Annotated in this window: 13 protein-coding genes; 4 read left to right on the forward strand and 9 right to left on the reverse strand. The window is 41.4% G+C overall.

The window, feature by feature from the left end:
- Positions 1-64 precede the first annotated feature (64 nt).
- The 3 genes from lspA to ribF are packed head-to-tail and all read right to left on the reverse strand — an operon-like array spanning position 65 to position 4345.
- On the reverse strand, positions 65-568 hold the full coding sequence (lspA, locus tag AABS66_RS11090; protein WP_206084534.1) for a signal peptidase II: 504 nt from the start codon (positions 566-568) through the stop codon (positions 65-67).
- Positions 568-3378, reverse strand: coding sequence for an isoleucine--tRNA ligase (gene ileS, locus AABS66_RS11095; RefSeq protein ID WP_206084533.1), 2811 nt, complete (start codon positions 3376-3378; stop codon positions 568-570). The genes lspA and ileS overlap by 1 nt, the downstream gene beginning before the upstream one ends.
- Before the next feature lie 28 nt (positions 3379-3406).
- Positions 3407-4345, reverse strand: a complete 939-nt coding sequence (ribF, locus tag AABS66_RS11100; RefSeq protein WP_272574275.1) for a bifunctional riboflavin kinase/FAD synthetase — start codon at positions 4343-4345, stop codon at positions 3407-3409.
- A 589-nt stretch (positions 4346-4934) separates the two neighbouring features.
- Here ribF and rpsT point away from each other — a divergent pair.
- Complete coding sequence (rpsT, locus tag AABS66_RS11105) at positions 4935-5195, forward strand: 30S ribosomal protein S20 (protein WP_006662810.1); 261 nt, start codon at positions 4935-4937, stop codon at positions 5193-5195.
- A 58-nt stretch (positions 5196-5253) separates the two neighbouring features.
- Here rpsT and nhaR read toward each other — a convergent pair whose 3' ends face one another.
- Together nhaR and nhaA are read right to left on the reverse strand one after the other, a co-directional pair.
- On the reverse strand, positions 5254-6171 hold the full coding sequence (gene nhaR, locus AABS66_RS11110; RefSeq protein ID WP_206084531.1) for a transcriptional activator NhaR: 918 nt from the start codon (positions 6169-6171) through the stop codon (positions 5254-5256).
- Positions 6172-6363: 192 nt separating this feature from the next.
- The gene (gene nhaA, locus AABS66_RS11115) at positions 6364-7539 is read right to left on the reverse strand and encodes a Na+/H+ antiporter NhaA (RefSeq protein WP_206084530.1); all 1176 of its coding nucleotides are present in this window, start codon (positions 7537-7539) and stop codon (positions 6364-6366) included.
- Between the two features lie 391 nt (positions 7540-7930).
- Between nhaA and AABS66_RS11120 the strand changes: the two genes are divergently transcribed.
- A complete protein-coding gene (locus AABS66_RS11120; RefSeq protein WP_272574276.1) occupies positions 7931-8779 on the forward strand; it encodes an EamA family transporter in 849 nt (282 codons plus the stop codon).
- Between the two features lie 129 nt (positions 8780-8908).
- A complete protein-coding gene (locus AABS66_RS11125; protein ID WP_206084528.1) occupies positions 8909-10309 on the forward strand; it encodes an amidohydrolase in 1401 nt (466 codons plus the stop codon).
- A 66-nt stretch (positions 10310-10375) separates the two neighbouring features.
- On the opposite strand, the gene dnaJ is transcribed toward AABS66_RS11125, so the two are convergent.
- Positions 10376-11512, reverse strand: coding sequence for a molecular chaperone DnaJ (gene dnaJ / locus AABS66_RS11130; protein ID WP_206084527.1), 1137 nt, complete (start codon positions 11510-11512; stop codon positions 10376-10378).
- Between the two features lie 109 nt (positions 11513-11621).
- Positions 11622-13538, reverse strand: a complete 1917-nt coding sequence (gene dnaK / locus AABS66_RS11135; RefSeq protein ID WP_206084526.1) for a molecular chaperone DnaK — start codon at positions 13536-13538, stop codon at positions 11622-11624.
- A gap of 336 nt (positions 13539-13874) precedes the next feature.
- Between dnaK and satP the strand changes: the two genes are divergently transcribed.
- Positions 13875-14441 carry an acetate uptake transporter gene (gene satP, locus AABS66_RS11140; protein WP_272538973.1) on the forward strand — a complete coding sequence of 189 codons (567 nt, stop codon included), beginning with the start codon at positions 13875-13877 and terminating at the stop codon, positions 14439-14441.
- 57 nt (positions 14442-14498) lie between these two features.
- Here the strand turns inward: satP and mog are convergent, their stop codons facing one another.
- Complete coding sequence (gene mog / locus AABS66_RS11145; protein WP_206084524.1) at positions 14499-15080, reverse strand: molybdopterin adenylyltransferase; 582 nt, start codon at positions 15078-15080, stop codon at positions 14499-14501.
- Between the two features lie 186 nt (positions 15081-15266).
- Complete coding sequence (tal, locus tag AABS66_RS11150) at positions 15267-16220, reverse strand: transaldolase (protein WP_272539038.1); 954 nt, start codon at positions 16218-16220, stop codon at positions 15267-15269.
- Between the last annotated feature and the right edge of the window lie 134 nt (positions 16221-16354).

The following is a 16354-nucleotide window of genomic DNA, read 5'->3' on the forward strand; positions in this document are numbered from 1 at the left end:
ATAAAATTCAGCCCAGAAAATCTGGGCTGTGTGTCATTACATTGTAACCTATTGTGCTACCAATTTATTTGGCTTTTTCCTGCTTTGGCTTTTCTGGTAAAAAACCTTCCAAAATAACTAAAGCAGCACCAATACAAATTGCCATATCAGCTAGGTTGAATGTTGGCCAGTGCCAATTACCGACATAAATATCAAGGTAATCAACGACAAACCCATGAACCAGACGGTCGCTAAGGTTGCCAATTGCCCCGCCAATAATGAGTGCGTAAGCAATATTGGATAGGCGTTTTTGCGCGCTTTGGCGGTACATCATCACCATTAAAATAATGGAAATTCCCACCGCAATACCCGCAAAGAACCAACGCTGCCAGCCGCCTTCATCAGCCAAGAAGCTAAATGCCGCACCAAAATTTTGGGCATACATGATGTTGAAAAATGGCATTACAGCATGTGGTTCATACAGATTCAGGTCTTTTAGCACCAACTGCTTTATTCCTAAATCTGCCACGATAATCACGATGGTTAGCCATAACCAACGCAGGCCAGTAGAACAAATAGGCGTCTTCATTAAGCAAACTTACGCAATTCGCCGTCACCGGCTACGTTCGTCACACAGCGACCACAAATTTCTGGTTGCTCGCTTGATGAGCCGATATCGCTCGCATAATGCCAGCAACGTGGGCATTTTTCGCCTTCCGCTTTACTAAAGGCAATTTTAAGGCCTTTTAACTCGCTCTCTTGCGCATCAGCAGACGCCGTTGCAATATCCGCGACAGTCGCTTGAGAAGTCAGCAGAACGAAACGCAGTTCATCACCTAAACTTTGCAGTTTGTTTGCTAAGTCTTTATCTGCATATAACGTCACCGCAGCCTCTAGTGAGCCACCAATGTGTTTATCTGTACGCGCTTGCTCTAACACTTTATTCACTTCACCGCGAACCGCCAGCAGTTCAGACCAGAAGCTGTTATTCATTTCATTTGACTCATCTAAACCAAATAAGCCGTTATACCATTCTTCGGTTAGAACGAATTGAGCACGTTTTCCTGGTAATTCATTCCAGATTTCGTCTGAAGTGAAAGAAAGTACTGGGGCTATCCAACGTACTAACGCTTCAACGATATGGAACAGAGCTGTTTGGCAGCTACGACGCGCTAAGCTATCGCCTTTCGCTGTGTACTGACGGTCTTTAATGATATCCAGATAGAACGAACCCATTTCGATAGAGCAGAAATGCATTAAACGCTGAATAACGGAAAGGAAATCATATTCATCATACGCTTTGGCGATTTCTTGTTGTGCTTCAAGCGCACGGCTAACCGCCCAACGGTCTAACACCACCATGTCTTCAGGTTTCACCATGTCCGTTTCTGGATTGAAACCATTAAGGTTCGCCAACAAGAAGCGGGCAGTATTACGAATACGGCGATATGAATCCGCTGCACGTTTTAAGATTTCATCAGAAACCGCGATTTCACCTGTATAATCCGTCGAAGCAACCCATAGACGCAGAATATCTGCACCCAGTTTATTCATGACATCTTGTGGACTTACCGTATTGCCTAATGATTTAGACATTTTACGGCCTTGGCCATCAACGGTGAAACCGTGCGTTAACACTTGGCGATATGGCGCTTTGCCTTTCATTGCTGTTGATAACATCAATGAGGACATGAACCAGCCACGGTGTTGGTCAGAGCCTTCCAAGTACATGTCAGCTGAATTACCATGGAATTCAGGACGTGCATCAACTACGGCAAAGTGTGTAGACCCAGAGTCAAACCAGACGTCTAGTGTATCTGGTACTTTACGGTAGGTTTCAGCTTCATCACCCAGTAATTCAGCTGGGTCAAGATCCCACCATGCTTGAATACCGTCAACTTCAACGCGTTTAGCGACTTCTTCCATTAATTCTAACGTACGAGGATGCAGCTCTTCCGTATCTTTATGAACAAACAAAGACATCGGCGTTCCCCAAGTACGCTGGCGAGAGATACACCAGTCAGGGCGGTTTTCAACCATTGACTCAATACGTGCGCGACCCCAACCAGGGATCCACTGAACGATATCAATTTCTTTCAATGATTGTTCGCGTAAGCCATTTTTATCCATGCCAATAAACCATTGTGGTGTTGCACGGAAAATAACGGGGGTTTTATGACGCCAGCAACATGGGTAGCTGTGCGTGATTGCTTTTTTATACAGCAACGCGCCTTTTTCATTTAACAGCTCAACAATTAAATCATTAGCTTTAAAAATGAACACACCATCCAGTGTTGGATAGGTATTGGCTAAGAAACAACCGTCTGGCCCAACAGGGTTTGCTGTCTCTAAACCGTATTTTTGGCCAACCACATAGTCCTCAGGACCATGACCTGGCGCAGTATGAACGGCACCTGTACCTGCATCTAATGTAACATGGTCACCTAAGATAGCAGGAACATCAAAGCCCATAAATGGATGTTCAAAACGCAGCAGTTCAAGCGCAGAACCTTCACATTCACCTAAAACTGCCCATTCGTCGATACCAACAGTTTTCATTACATCTTCAACAAGGTCAGCTGCTAAAATGACTAATTCGCCATTCGCTTGTACCAAGTTGTATTTAAATTCAGGATTCAACGAGATTGCGCGGTTAGCAGGCAATGTCCACGGTGTTGTTGTCCAGATAACCAGTGATGGCGTTTTATCACTCGTAACCCCGAATTTTTCACACACCACTTTGCTATCTACTGCAGGGAAACGAACGTAGATAGATGGGGAAGTTTTGTCATAATACTCAACTTCAGCTTCAGCTAATGAAGAACCACATGCTGTACACCAATGAACAGGCTTAGCACCTTTCACTAAATGGCCGTTTGCAATGGTTTTTGCTAACGCTCTGATGATGTGGGCTTCGGTTTTGAAGTCCATGGTTAAGTAGGGTTTATCCCACTCACCTAATACACCAAGACGTATAAAGTCAGCTTTTTGGCCTTCAATTTGCTCTTTTGCATATTGGCGGCATTGTGCACGAAATTCAGCGGCGGAAACTTTTTCTCCTGGTTTACCCACGATTTGTTCAACTTTGTGTTCAATCGGTAAGCCATGGCAATCCCAACCAGGAATATACGGGGAATCATAACCCGCTAATCCTTTGGATTTAATAATAATATCTTTGAGAATTTTGTTAACTGAGTGACCAATATGAATACTGCCGTTAGCATATGGAGGGCCATCGTGCAGAATAAAGGTTTTCTTGCCCGATTTTGCTTTACGGATTGCTTGGTACAAACCTTCTTTGTACCAGCGCTCTAACATCTGTGGTTCGCGTTTAGCGAGATCGCCACGCATTGGGAACCCTGTTTCTGGTAGATTCAGGGTATTTTTATAGTCACTCATCGATTCTCAGTTCCAATTTTCCGCTAAATTATCTGATTCCTATTGCAGTAAGATATTCTCTTGCTGCAATTACATCATTAGCAATTTGCTCCTTAAGCGCTTCCAACGAAGCAAACCGCTGCTCATCACGTAATTTCTTACGTAACACTACATCGATATGACGCCCATATAAATCCATAGTGGCATCAATCAGATGAACTTCTAACTGTGTTCCTTTTCCAGATACAGTCGGTCGTGTGCCGATATTCGCCACACCAGGCAAAGGCTTATCACCTAAACCATAAACTTCTACAGCATACACACCCGTCACTGGTGTGACTAAACGTTTTAATGGTAGGTTTGCCGTCGGAAAACCTATTGTTCTGCCAAGCTGGTTACCATGAACCACTCGCCCACTAATACGATAGGCATGCCCTAACAGGTTTTCCGCCAATTCAAGGTCGTTAACCTGAATAGCCTTACGAATGGCCGTGCTGCTGATGCGAAGACCTGAATCACAAAAGCTTTCTGTATCAGCAACCTCAAACCCAAACTCTTCACCTGCTTGCTGCAAAAAGGAAAAATCCCCCATGCGATTTTTCCCAAAACGGAAATCATCACCGATGGCGAGATATTTCACCCCTAATTTGTCAACCAGTAAATCTGAGACAAACTCAGCGGGTGTTAAAGAGGCAAAGTGCTGGTTAAATTCAACACAAAGAAGGTAGTCAATACCACTGTCTGCGAGGTATTTAACTTTATCTCTTAAACGTGTCAAACGCGCAGGCGCTTTGTCACCAATAAAAAATTCAAGAGGTTGTGGCTCAAAAATCATCACAACCGTAGGTAAGCCAAGTTCCTTACCCTTGAGTTTCAAATTTTGAAGTAATACTTGGTGCCCACGATGAACACCGTCAAAATTACCAATAGTCAGCACGCAACCATGATGGCACGCCCGGATATTCTGTATACCGCGAATTAGCTCCATAACAGGCTCAATACCGAGGAAATTGCAGGATTATACCTTGTACGACGCATAAGGTTAACCTTAGTTCGCAAAAGGTTACATTAAACCCTATTTTTTTGATTCTAACACGACCTAATAGCCATCTATTTTACGTGAACAACAAGCCACAATGCTACCCAATATGAGCAATTAGGCATAGATATCAAAAAATGTTGGGATAACCAATGGATTATCAATACAACAAATTTGTTCCGAGGTCTCTAAAAATATTCAATTTTTATCGTTTTCTCATCAATGCCTATAGCTAAACACATTTCGTGATTAATAAGCAATCAATAAGCGAGCAAATATCATACTCCCCTCTTATTGATGGGCTAAAATTTTTTTCTATCGTGATTGTTTTTAATTTTCTGACATCAATTACGCATTTTTTCACGCTAAGATCTGTATTCTTCTCATATTTGCTGATAGAATCTTGCACCATTCACAGCGCATGGACATCGAAGTACACGATGTTTATTTGCACAAATCCATTGACAAATGCAGGGCGAAAGGGCATATTCCTCGACCTTTGAATTGTCCTCAATAGAATACATTTGGGAGTTGGACCTTGGCTAATATCAAATCAGCTAAGAAACGTGCCGTTCAGTCAGAGAAACGTCGCCAGCACAACGCTAGCCGTCGCTCTATGGTACGTACTTTTATCAAGAAAGTTTACCTTGCTATCGCTGCAGGCGATAAAGAAGCTGCTCAGAAAGCATTCAATGACATGCAACCTATTGTTGATCGTCACGCCAGTAAAGGCCTGATCCACAAAAATAAAGCAGCACGTCATAAAGCTAACTTAGTTGCTCAAATTAAAGCAATGTAATTTTGCTTCTTGATTAGCTAAAAAAACCGGCCTAGGCCGGTTTTTTTATTTGCTTAATTTACTGCCCTAACTTGTCAAATGACACTGAAAATAATTCTGAAAAATCTTTATTGCAAACTCGCTGCACTGCTGGATGCTGAATCATTCTTTCTGCAAAAATAACGTAATATTCTTCTTTTACATTTTCTAATCGCCCTAATTCTACAATATCTTCTCCGCCTAAAAGGTCAGGTGTATACTGAGAAGGAGCAACAAAAATAGCATTATAATGCATGCCAAACGCTTTCATTAATGCAGCATCATCGAACTCGCCTAATACCTCAACTTGTAAATTTTTATTCCGTATCCAAGCTAAAATATGCCGACCTAAAAGATAACGTCTTCCAGGAATCAGTAAGCGACGCTCTTCTAAACATTCAGGAAATGGCTTTTTCGGTATTGGCTGACGGCAAAAAAAGCTCATACTGCATTCACCCAATTTAACGGAAAACAGGCCTTCCTGCTGTGATGAATCAACTGGGCAGTCCGATAAAATCATATCCAACTTATGTTGGCTAAGTTGCTCTAATAATAGCTCGTGAGTTGATTCAAAACAGCGCAAGTGAATCTGTTCATGCTCAACAACTGTCGTTTCCAATATTCGGCTAACTAACTGTTTTGACAATGTATCAGCAACACCAACATCAAATAGTAAGTTGGACTCTCTGCTGTAATTAACTATATCGAGCATTTCTTGGCTAAGCATAAACATTTTATCTGCGTAGCGAAAAATAAGTTGCCCGAGTTCGGAAGGCACTAAACCACGCCCCTGTCGCTTAAATAATTTACCACCTAAACGCTCTTCTAGCGCCTTGATTTGGCCTGTTATGGTCTGAGGAGTCAGGTAAAGTGCTTCAGCCGCCCCCACGACAGAGCCCTCTTTACATACATGCCAAAAGTAGTAAAGATGGTTAAAATTTAAATGTGAAACCCGCATATCGATTCCTTTTGTATCGTCAATAACCACACTTGGTGCTATTCACCATACATATCTACCTGTCCCCATGAATCAGGGGCTTTTATTATGTATAACCGTAGTGTATCTGCAAAAGATACACTACGGCATATCATAGAATATTAGTTCGGAAATTCTTACTAAGAATTAACTAAATTACTTTATAATTCTAGTTCACGCTAACTGTTTTTGTTTCGGTAAGACTACTCTTAACATAAAATAACCGAGCACTGCTGCCACTGTGGAGCCAATTAAAATACCTAGGCGTGAGTAAGTACTATATACCTCATCAATACCATCGAATGCGAGCCCAGTTATAAAAATAGACATAGTAAAACCGATCCCACATAACACCGAAACGGCAAAAACTTGCTTCAAATTAATCGACTCAGGTAATTTCGCAAAGCCAAGTTTTACCGAAATCCAACTAAATAAGAAAATCCCAATTGGCTTACCCAATACTAACCCTGCAGCCACACCAAGCGGTAACGGACTCAATAACCCATCAAAGGTGATGCCTTGTAATTGAACGCCTGAATTCGCAAATGCAAAAATAGGTAAGATTAAATAGACAACCCACGGATGTAAGACATGCTCAAGCTCTTCAGAAGGTTTTGTTTGATTTGTGCCCCTTAATGGAATTAAGAAACCAACAATCACCCCCGCCAATGTAGCATGAACACCTGACTTTAATATACATACCCACAATATCAGCCCTATAACTAAATAAGCTGCTGTATTTTCCACTTTGCGCCAATTCATAGTGACCAATATTGCAATACATAAAGCAGCTAAGCCGAGCGCAATCATTGATACAGAGCTTGTATAGAAAAAGGCAATAATCACAATAACACCAAGATCATCGATAATAGCTAGCGCCAATAAAAAGACCTTTAACTCAGTGGGTACGCGCTTACCTAATAACGCCATAACACCTAAAGCAAATGCAATATCTGTTGCCGCTGGTATTGCCCAACCTTGTTGAGTGATTTCATTTCCACCATTAAAAAGCAGATAAATTAGCGCAGGAACAATCATCCCACCTAATGCTGCAATTGCTGGAAATATAGCTTTATCACGACCAGCTAAGGATCCTTCCAATAATTCACGTTTAACCTCAAGACCCACGACTAAGAAAAAAATAGCCATTAGGAAGTCATTAATCCATAAAATTAATGGTTTATCTAGCCCAAAGTCTGAAATTTTAATCGATACTGGGATCGTTAAAAATTGCTGATAAGCGCCTTGCAATGGCGTATTAGCCATAATCAAAGCAACTATGGCAGCAATAATCAGGAGTAAGCCCCCTGCTGCTTCTAACCTTAAAAATTTACGAATAATTGCTGTCATTTATTTTAACCTCAATATTTTTTGAATGTTAATATTATGCTAATTATTAATTCGTAAAAAATCGTTTATTCATCCATTAAAACTCGGAATTAACGATCTATTTAGGTTAGAGATCACTCAAAATGATAAAAAAACGTTAATTTCACTATAGACAACTTTTATAAAAACAAATAATAAATTTTTTAAAAAGTGACTTTATAAATTCAACTTTTTCTCGTTTTTCTAATTTACATTTTTTGATGTTCTTGTCGCAATCATCTATTTTTTCTGTTCGAAGGGTTTCGCAATAATTTTTAATATGGGAGACTGAGTTACAATCGTTTTGCGAAGCGCTTCGCAACAACAACGTTATTTATTTTTCAAACAAAAAAATAATCTTTATCCTTAAATTATGACTACTTACGTATTACTCGCCGTCCTTTTTGCTGCTTTTTGCCATGCAACTTGGAACGCCTTAGTTAAATTTGGTAATGACCGTTTTTTTGGTCTCGTCATGATTTCTTTTTTTTCGGGTGTGCTCGCCATTCCAGCAATATTTTGGTTGGGGCTACCTTCTCCCCAAGCAATGCACTGGTTGGCCTTATCGGTATTGTTCCACATTGGCTACACCTACTTTTTAAGCCAGGCCTATACTCACGGTGATTTGAGCCAGATTTACCCTATTTCACGAGGTTCCGCGCCACTGATTACAGCATTGCTTGGCGCTGTATTATTCAATGAGTTTATTCCATTAATGGGTTTTATTGGCATACTGCTCATTATTAGTGGTGTTTTACTCATCGCCTTTGCTGGAAGAAAATTTCAATTAAATATCAAAGGAAAAGCGTTAACTTTTGCCTTATGTACAGCCTTTTTCACAGCCTGCTACACACTTTCAGATGGCCACGGAGCTCGAGCCAGTGAAGACCCTGTCGTCTACACACTTTGGCTATTTTTATTAAATGGTATCGTCTTAACTATTTCAGGTATTATTAAATATCGCACAACACTTGTGCTCGGTATTCAGCAATATTGGCGTTCTGGGTTATTAGGTGGGTTAATGCAATTAGTGAGCTATGGCATTGCTATTTGGGCAATGAGCCAAGCACCTATAGTTATGGTAGCAGCCATCAGAGAAACCAGCGTACTCTTTGCAATGTTCCTTTCGATTGTCTTTTTAAAAGAAAAGTTCAACTTAATGCGAGTTCTTGCCTGCATAGTTATTTTATCGGGTGTTTTACTTGCCAAACTTAGCAGTTAGCCCGCGATAAGGGACTGAACATAAATACCAATCCCTTATATTTAGGTATTAGAGTGTGGTTTTTAATAAATCCACTTGAGCCTTTTATAAAGAATAAAAACTGATTTTTCATTTGGATATGAGGTAACAATGTCTTTTACAAAGTCTTTATTAGCACTTGCAACAATGACGTCTTCTTTTGCAAGCTTTTCTGTCACACCTGTGGATATGATGATAGTTGATGGTACAGTCTTAACGATGGATGCTAAAAACCACATCATCAAAAACGGTACCGTTGTCATTAAAGAAAATAAAATCATTGCCGTAGGTGGACCAGAGCTTGCAAAAGACTATCAAGCTACGAATGTGCTCAATGTCGAGGGAGACATTGTCATGCCAGGTCTAATTAATACCCATACTCATGCATCAATGACTGTTTTTCGTTCATTGGCGGATGATGTTCCAGACCGCTTACATCGTTATATATTTCCCCTAGAAAACAAGATGGTAAGCCGTGAAATGGTACGCGTTGGTGCGAATCTTGCCAATATTGAAATGATTAAGGGGGGCGTCACAACATATGTCGATATGTATTATTTTGAAGACGAAGTGGCAAAAACGGTTGATAAAATTGGCTTAAGAGCTGTTTTAGGTGAGTCCGTGATCCAGTTTCCTGTTGCTGATGCGCAAAATGCAGATGAAGGTATTCAATATGCAGTGAGTTTTATTAATCAATACAAAGACCATCCACGCATAACTCCAGCTTTTGCACCCCATGCTCCATATACCAACTCAACTGAGCATTTACAGCAAATTTCAACATTATCTCAAGAATTAAATGTTCCAGTCATGATCCACTTAGCCGAAACCGATCGCGAGCAAGAAGAAATTGCTAAGCGAACAGGTGGTAAAAGCCCTGTTCAATACATGGCTGATATTGGTGCACTGAATAATAAAGTCATTGCTGCACACGCAATTATGGTGAATGAGCAAGATATGGACTTGCTGAAAAAATACGATGTCGGTGTCGCACATAATATCAGTGCCAACACCAAATCAGCAAAAGGCGTTGCGCCTGTCACGACTATGTTAGAAAAAGGCATTCGGGTAGGGTTAGGAACCGATGGCCCAATGTCGAGCAATACTCTAACAACATTAAATGAGCTTAATTTAGTCGGTAAAATTCATAAACTAGAGAACAAAGACCGAGCTGCAATGCCGCCGCTCACTGTTGTCGAGCTAGCCACCAAAGGCTCAGCTAAAGTTCTGCATATGGAAGATAAATTAGGCTCACTTGAAGCGGGTAAACTTGCAGATATTATTGTTATTGATACTAAATCACCTAATATGGTTCCAATGTATAGCCCATATGCCGCACTTGTTTATGGCGCGAATGGGGCTAATGTTCGCCATACGATAGTAGACGGTAAAGTTTTGATGCAAGACCGCCAATTACTCACCGCTGATGAAAAAGTGATTATCCAAGAAGCACAAGACTTTGCAAACAAAGTACGTGAAACCGTTATTGCTAGCGGGGAAGTGGTTAAATAACATAAAAAAATGGCTGGTTCTGTATTTCACAGACCAGCCATTCTAATTTATTAAATAATTAACACATTATTTGTTCGTTAAATCATCAAAGAATTTTTTCACGCCATCTAGGAAGCTTTTGGAACGCGGACTATTTTTTTCTCCGCTTTTGCCACCTAAAGACTCGCCAAACTCTTTGAGTAACGCTTTTTGTTTCTCATTCAGTTTTACGGGAGTTTCAACAACAATGTGGCACATCAAATCGCCTTGCAGACCTCCACGCACAGATTTCACACCTTTTCCTTTCATACGGAAAATTTTACCTGTTTGTGTCTCTGCTGGAATTTTCAGTTTTACACGACCATCAAGGGTTGGAACTTCAATTTCACCGCCCAAAGCTGCATCGGCAAAGTTAATTGGTACTTCGCAATGCAGGTTATTACCATCACGCTCAAAAATGTTATGAGGTAATACATGAACTTGAACGAATAAATCGCCTGCTGGAGCTCCGTTCTCACCCGCTTCACCTTCACCCGATAAGCGAACGCGATCACCCGTATCAACCCCCGCTGGAATTTTAACTGATAGTGTTTTATATCTTTCAACACGACCATGACCATGGCATTTGTTGCATGGGTCTTTGATAACTTTTCCGCGACCGTGGCAAGTTGGGCAAGGTTGTTGTACCGAGAAAAAGCCTTGGCGCATATGCACTTGGCCCATACCATGACAAGTGGAACAAGTATCAGCACTGGTTCCTGGTTTCGCACCATTACCATGGCACACATCACAGGTTTCTAGCGTCGGAATACGAATTTCTTTGGTCACTCCACGGACAGCCTCTTCAAGAGTCAATTCCATGTTGTACTGCAGATCAGAGCCACGGCTTGGGCGTTGCTGTCTGCGACCGCCTCCGAAAATATCACCGAAGACGTCACCAAAGATATCGCTAAAGTCAGCGCCACCGCCAAACCCGCCGCCGCCCATTCCGCCTTGTTCAAACGCAGCATGACCATATTGGTCATAAGCGGCACGTTTTTGCTCATCGGAAAGAACTTCGTAAGCTTCTTTAATTTCTTTAAATTTTTCTTCAGATTCGTCTTTATTGCCCTGATTACGGTCAGGATGGTATTTCATTGCTAAGCGCTTATACGCTCTTTTAATGTCTTTTTCTGAAGCATTCTTTTCAAGTTCTAAAACCTGATAAAAGTCTCTTTTTGCCATTTAATTTACCCTTAACATGCGGAACGGGCGCAGAGTTCCCTCAACGCCCGTATCCGGTATCAGTAACTATTAACCATCTTCGCTACAGCTACTGCGCCCGCTAAGGGCATTATTTTTTGTCTTTGTCGTTAACTTCTTCAAACTCAGCGTCAACAACATCATCATCTTTCTTCGCTTCTGCGCCAGCTGCACCGGCACCGCCTGATTGAGCTTGTTGCTGTGCGATTTCCAGAAGTTTTGCAGATGCAGTGACTAAAGCTTGGATTTTCGCTTCGATATCTGCTTTATCTTCGCCTTTCGCTGCAGCTTCTAACTCAGATGTTGCTTTTTCGATGTTTGCTTTATCGTCCGCTGGTAATTTGTCACCTGCTTCTTCGATTTGTTTACGTGTACCGTGAACCAGTTGGTCAGCTTGGTTACGAACCTGCACTAACTCTTCAAATTTACGGTCAGCTTCTGCGTTCGCTTCTGCGTCACGTACCATTTTTTCGATTTCTTCGTCGTTCAGGCCTGAAGAAGCCTTAATGGTGATGTTTTGCTCACGACCGCTGTTTTTGTCTTTCGCAGACACATGTAAGATACCATCAGCATCGATGTCGAAAGTCACTTCGATTTGTGGCATACCACGTGGTGCTGCTTGGATACCGTCTAAGTTAAATTGACCCAGTGATTTGTTATCACCCGCACGTTTACGTTCACCTTGCAGAACATGGATCGTCACGGCTGCTTGGTTATCTTCCGCGGTTGAGAACACTTGGCTGTGTTTTGTTGGGATAGTGGTATTCTTCGAAATTAACGAAGTCATCACGCCACCCATGGTTTCGATACCTAAAGACAGAGGCGTTACATCAAGTAACAGAACGTCTTTAACATCACCTGCTAAAACACCACCTTGTACTGCAGCACCCATTGCAACCGCTTCGTCTGGGTTAACGTCTTTACGTGGTTCTTTACCAAAGAAGTCAGCAACAACTTTTTGAACCATTGGCATACGTGTTTGGCCACCGACTAAAATAACATCGTTGATTTCACTCACACTTAAACCTGCGTCTTGCAGTGCAACTTTCACTGGCTCCATTGAACGCTTAACTAAGTCTTCTACCAGTGACTCTAATTTTGCACGAGTCACTTTGATGTTCATGTGTTTTGGACCTGTTGCATCAGCAGTGATATATGGCAGGTTCACATCAGTTTGTTGTGCAGAAGACAGCTCAATTTTCGCTTTTTCTGCAGATTCTTTCAGACGTTGCATTGCTAACGGATCGTTACGCAGGTCAACACCTTGTTCTTTTTTGAATTCTTCAACTAAGTAGTTGATTAAACGTGTATCGAAGTCTTCACCACCTAAGTGAGTATCACCATTGGTTGCTAACACTTCATAGGTTTTTTCGCCATCAACTTCATCAATTTCGATGATTGATAAGTCGAATGTACCACCACCTAAGTCGTAAACAGCAATTGTACGGTTACCAACTTCTCTATCTAAACCATAAGCTAATGCTGCTGCTGTTGGTTCGTTGATAATACGTTTTACTTCTAAACCAGCGATACGACCCGCATCTTTAGTTGCTTGACGCTGAGCATCGTTAAAGTAAGCAGGCACAGTGATAACCGCTTCTGTGACTGGCTCACCCAAGTAATCTTCCGCTGTTTTCTTCATTTTTTTCAGAACTTCAGCTGAAACTTGTGGCGGTGCCATTTTTTGGCCTTTCACATCTAACCAAGCATCGCCGTTATCTGCAGCAATGATTTTGTATGGCATGATAGCGACATCGCGCTGAACTTCTTCGTCTTGGAAACGACGACCAATCAAACGTTTGATTGCAAATAAAGTATTTTCTGGGTTAGTAACAGCCTGACGTTTTGCTGGCTGACCAACTAAAATTTCACCATCTTGAGTGTACGCAATGATGGAAGGAGTAGTTCTGTCACCCTCGCTGTTCTCCAGAACACGAGCGGTAGTACCATCCATAATTGCAACGCATGAGTTAGTTGTACCCAAGTCGATACCAATAATTTTACCCATCTAAAACGCCTCCAAAGGAATTCTTTTCACTATGATTTCGATATCAATCTATATGCGGCTCAATATTTCTTTTTCAAGGGCATTTTTCACCCTGAGCCTAAATTATTTTTCAATACGCAATAATTCACAGAGATATCGGTTGATGCTTTAAAGATGGGGTCGTAAATCCATTCATCAAGGGGGGAATTAAAAAAAATTTGCATTTATTGCAAAAAAACCTGTCTTGTGATCATTGTTTAGGCAACTAAAACTGCGTATGATTCGCCGCCACTGCCATTTTAGCGGTGTTTATTTCTTTTTATCTATTTGAATTTTATATATTTTACCAGAGGTTATATGCAGTCTAGCTCTCTTGCAAATCCAGGCCCACTTGGTTTACTAGGCTTTGGTATGACAACCATCCTGTTGAATATTCATAACGCAGGATTTTTTCCGCTTTCATCCGTTATTTTAAGCATGGGTATTTTTTATGGTGGGATTGCCCAATTTATCGCAGGGCTGATTGAATATAAAAAGGGCAATACATTTGGCGCAACCGCATTTACCTCTTATGGGATGTTTTGGATTGCATTAGTTGGTTTATTATTTTTACCAACTATGGGGTTAGCCGAAGCCACCTCGCCTGAATTTTTAGGCGTTTTCCTTGCTATTTGGGGGATTTTTACCTTTTTCATGTTCCTTGGCACATTTAAAGCTAACGTTGTGCTGCAATTTGTTTTTGGTAGCTTAACAGTCTTATTTGCCTTACTTGCTATTGGCAATCTAACGGGCAACGCTGCGCTACTCCAATTTGCAGGTTTCGAAGGAATTATCTGTGGTGCGAGTGCGTTCTATTTAGCGGTCGCAGAAGTGTTAAATGAGCAATACGGCAGAACGGTGCTACCTATTGGCCAGCGCGGCTAATTATTGCTAATGGTATTTAATCAGGTGAGTGAATGCTCACCTGATTGTATTCAAAACTTATTCAGTACGGATCGCCGATTTTGGCCTAAACGCCTTAACGATTGTAGGATCAGTTTCCACATACGGGCCATCGAGCAATTGAATGCAATAAGGAACACTGGCAAAAATCCCTGATACCAGTACATTTCCTTCCTTATCTTTCAACCCTTCCAATGTTTCAGCAATGGCTTTTGGCTGCCCTGGTAAGTTTAAAATTAAGGCCTGATTGCGGATCACGCCGACTTGACGCGATAAAATAGCAGTGGGAACGAATTTCAAGCTAATTTGGCGCATTTGCTCACCAAACCCTGGCATTTCACGATCGGCGATGGCTAATGTTGCATCTGGTGTCACATCACGACGAGCAGGCCCTGTGCCACCTGTGGTAAGCACTAAATGGCATGCAAACTCATCCACCAGCTCACACAAAGTTTGTTCAATCATGACTTGCTCATCTGGAATTAACCGCGTTTCAATGCGAAAAGGCGTTGTTAGCGTTTTTGCTAACCACTCTTCTAATGCAGGGATGCCTTTATCTTCATAAATACCGCTCGAAGCACGATCAGAAACAGAAACCAGACCTATGCGCAATTCATTCATACAAACCTCAAAAATTGACTTATCAGAAACTGTTTATTTGCCCATAAACAGGTGTAATATCATACCATGAAGCATATTTTCATGCAGCGTTGTGGCTTTTTTATATTTAAATTGAGATATAAATCAATGAAAAATAGCCATAAAAAAACCCAACCAATTGGCTGGGTTTTGACGACGCTAGAAAAATTACAGTAAATCCGCAATCATTTTTTCCAGTTTTTCTTGGTCTACAGCAAACTTACGGATACCGTCAGACAGTTTATCAACCGCCATTGGATCTTGGTTATGCTGCCAGTAGAATTCAGCTTCAGTCAGTTTAGCACCTGGCTCTTGCGTTTTACCCGCGTCAGTCAGTTTACGTACTAATGTGCCTTCAGACTCAGACAACTCTTTCAGTAAGCCTGGGGAGATTGTTAAGCGATCGCAACCTGCTAATTCAATGATTTCGCCCACATTACGGAAACTTGCACCCATAACAACTGTTTTATAGCCGTGTGCTTTGTAGTAGTTATAGATTTCAGTTACAGAAACCACACCTGGATCTTCTTGTGGTGCAAACTCTTTTTTGTCAGTATTTGCTTTGTACCAGTCAAGGATACGGCCCACGAATGGAGAGATCAGGTAAACACCTGCTTCTGCACAAGCGCGTGCTTGAGCAAAAGAAAATAATAAAGTCAGGTTACAGTTGATGCCTTCTTTTTCCAGTTTTTCCGCTGCACGGATACCCTGCCAAGTAGACGCTAATTTAATCAGGATGCGATCATTGCTGATACCCGCATCGTTGTACATTTTGATTAAATGACGTGCTTTAGCAATACAGGCTTCTTCGTCATAAGAAAGACGTGCATCAACTTCGGTAGAAATACGACCCGGAACTAATTTCAGAATTTCCAGACCGATATTCACAGCCAGTTTGTCACAAGCATCAATAATTTGTTGCTCACGATTGCTGCTTTGCTTACGTGCCCATTCAACCGCTTCATCAATTAATTTACGGTACTCAGGAATTTGTGCAGCATTTAAGATCAGCGACGGGTTGGTGGTCGCATCTTGTGGTTTGTAAAGCTTCATTGCTTCGATGTCGCCTGTATCAGCAACAACAGTTGTCAGACTACGTAAGGAGGTCAGTTTATCGGTCATTTCTTTAATCTCGTTGTTATACCCGTCATATTTCAAGTTGTAGCGGTGTTGGCTACGCTCTCTCGCTCTAGTCACATACTAATGTATGCTTCTAGAGACTCGTTTACTTGCCGCCTACCTACAACTTGAAGTAT

Origin of the sequence: Providencia sp. SP181 (genome assembly GCF_050446505.1) — a bacterium.
In the GTDB taxonomy this organism is placed as follows: domain Bacteria; phylum Pseudomonadota; class Gammaproteobacteria; order Enterobacterales; family Enterobacteriaceae; genus Providencia; species Providencia vermicola.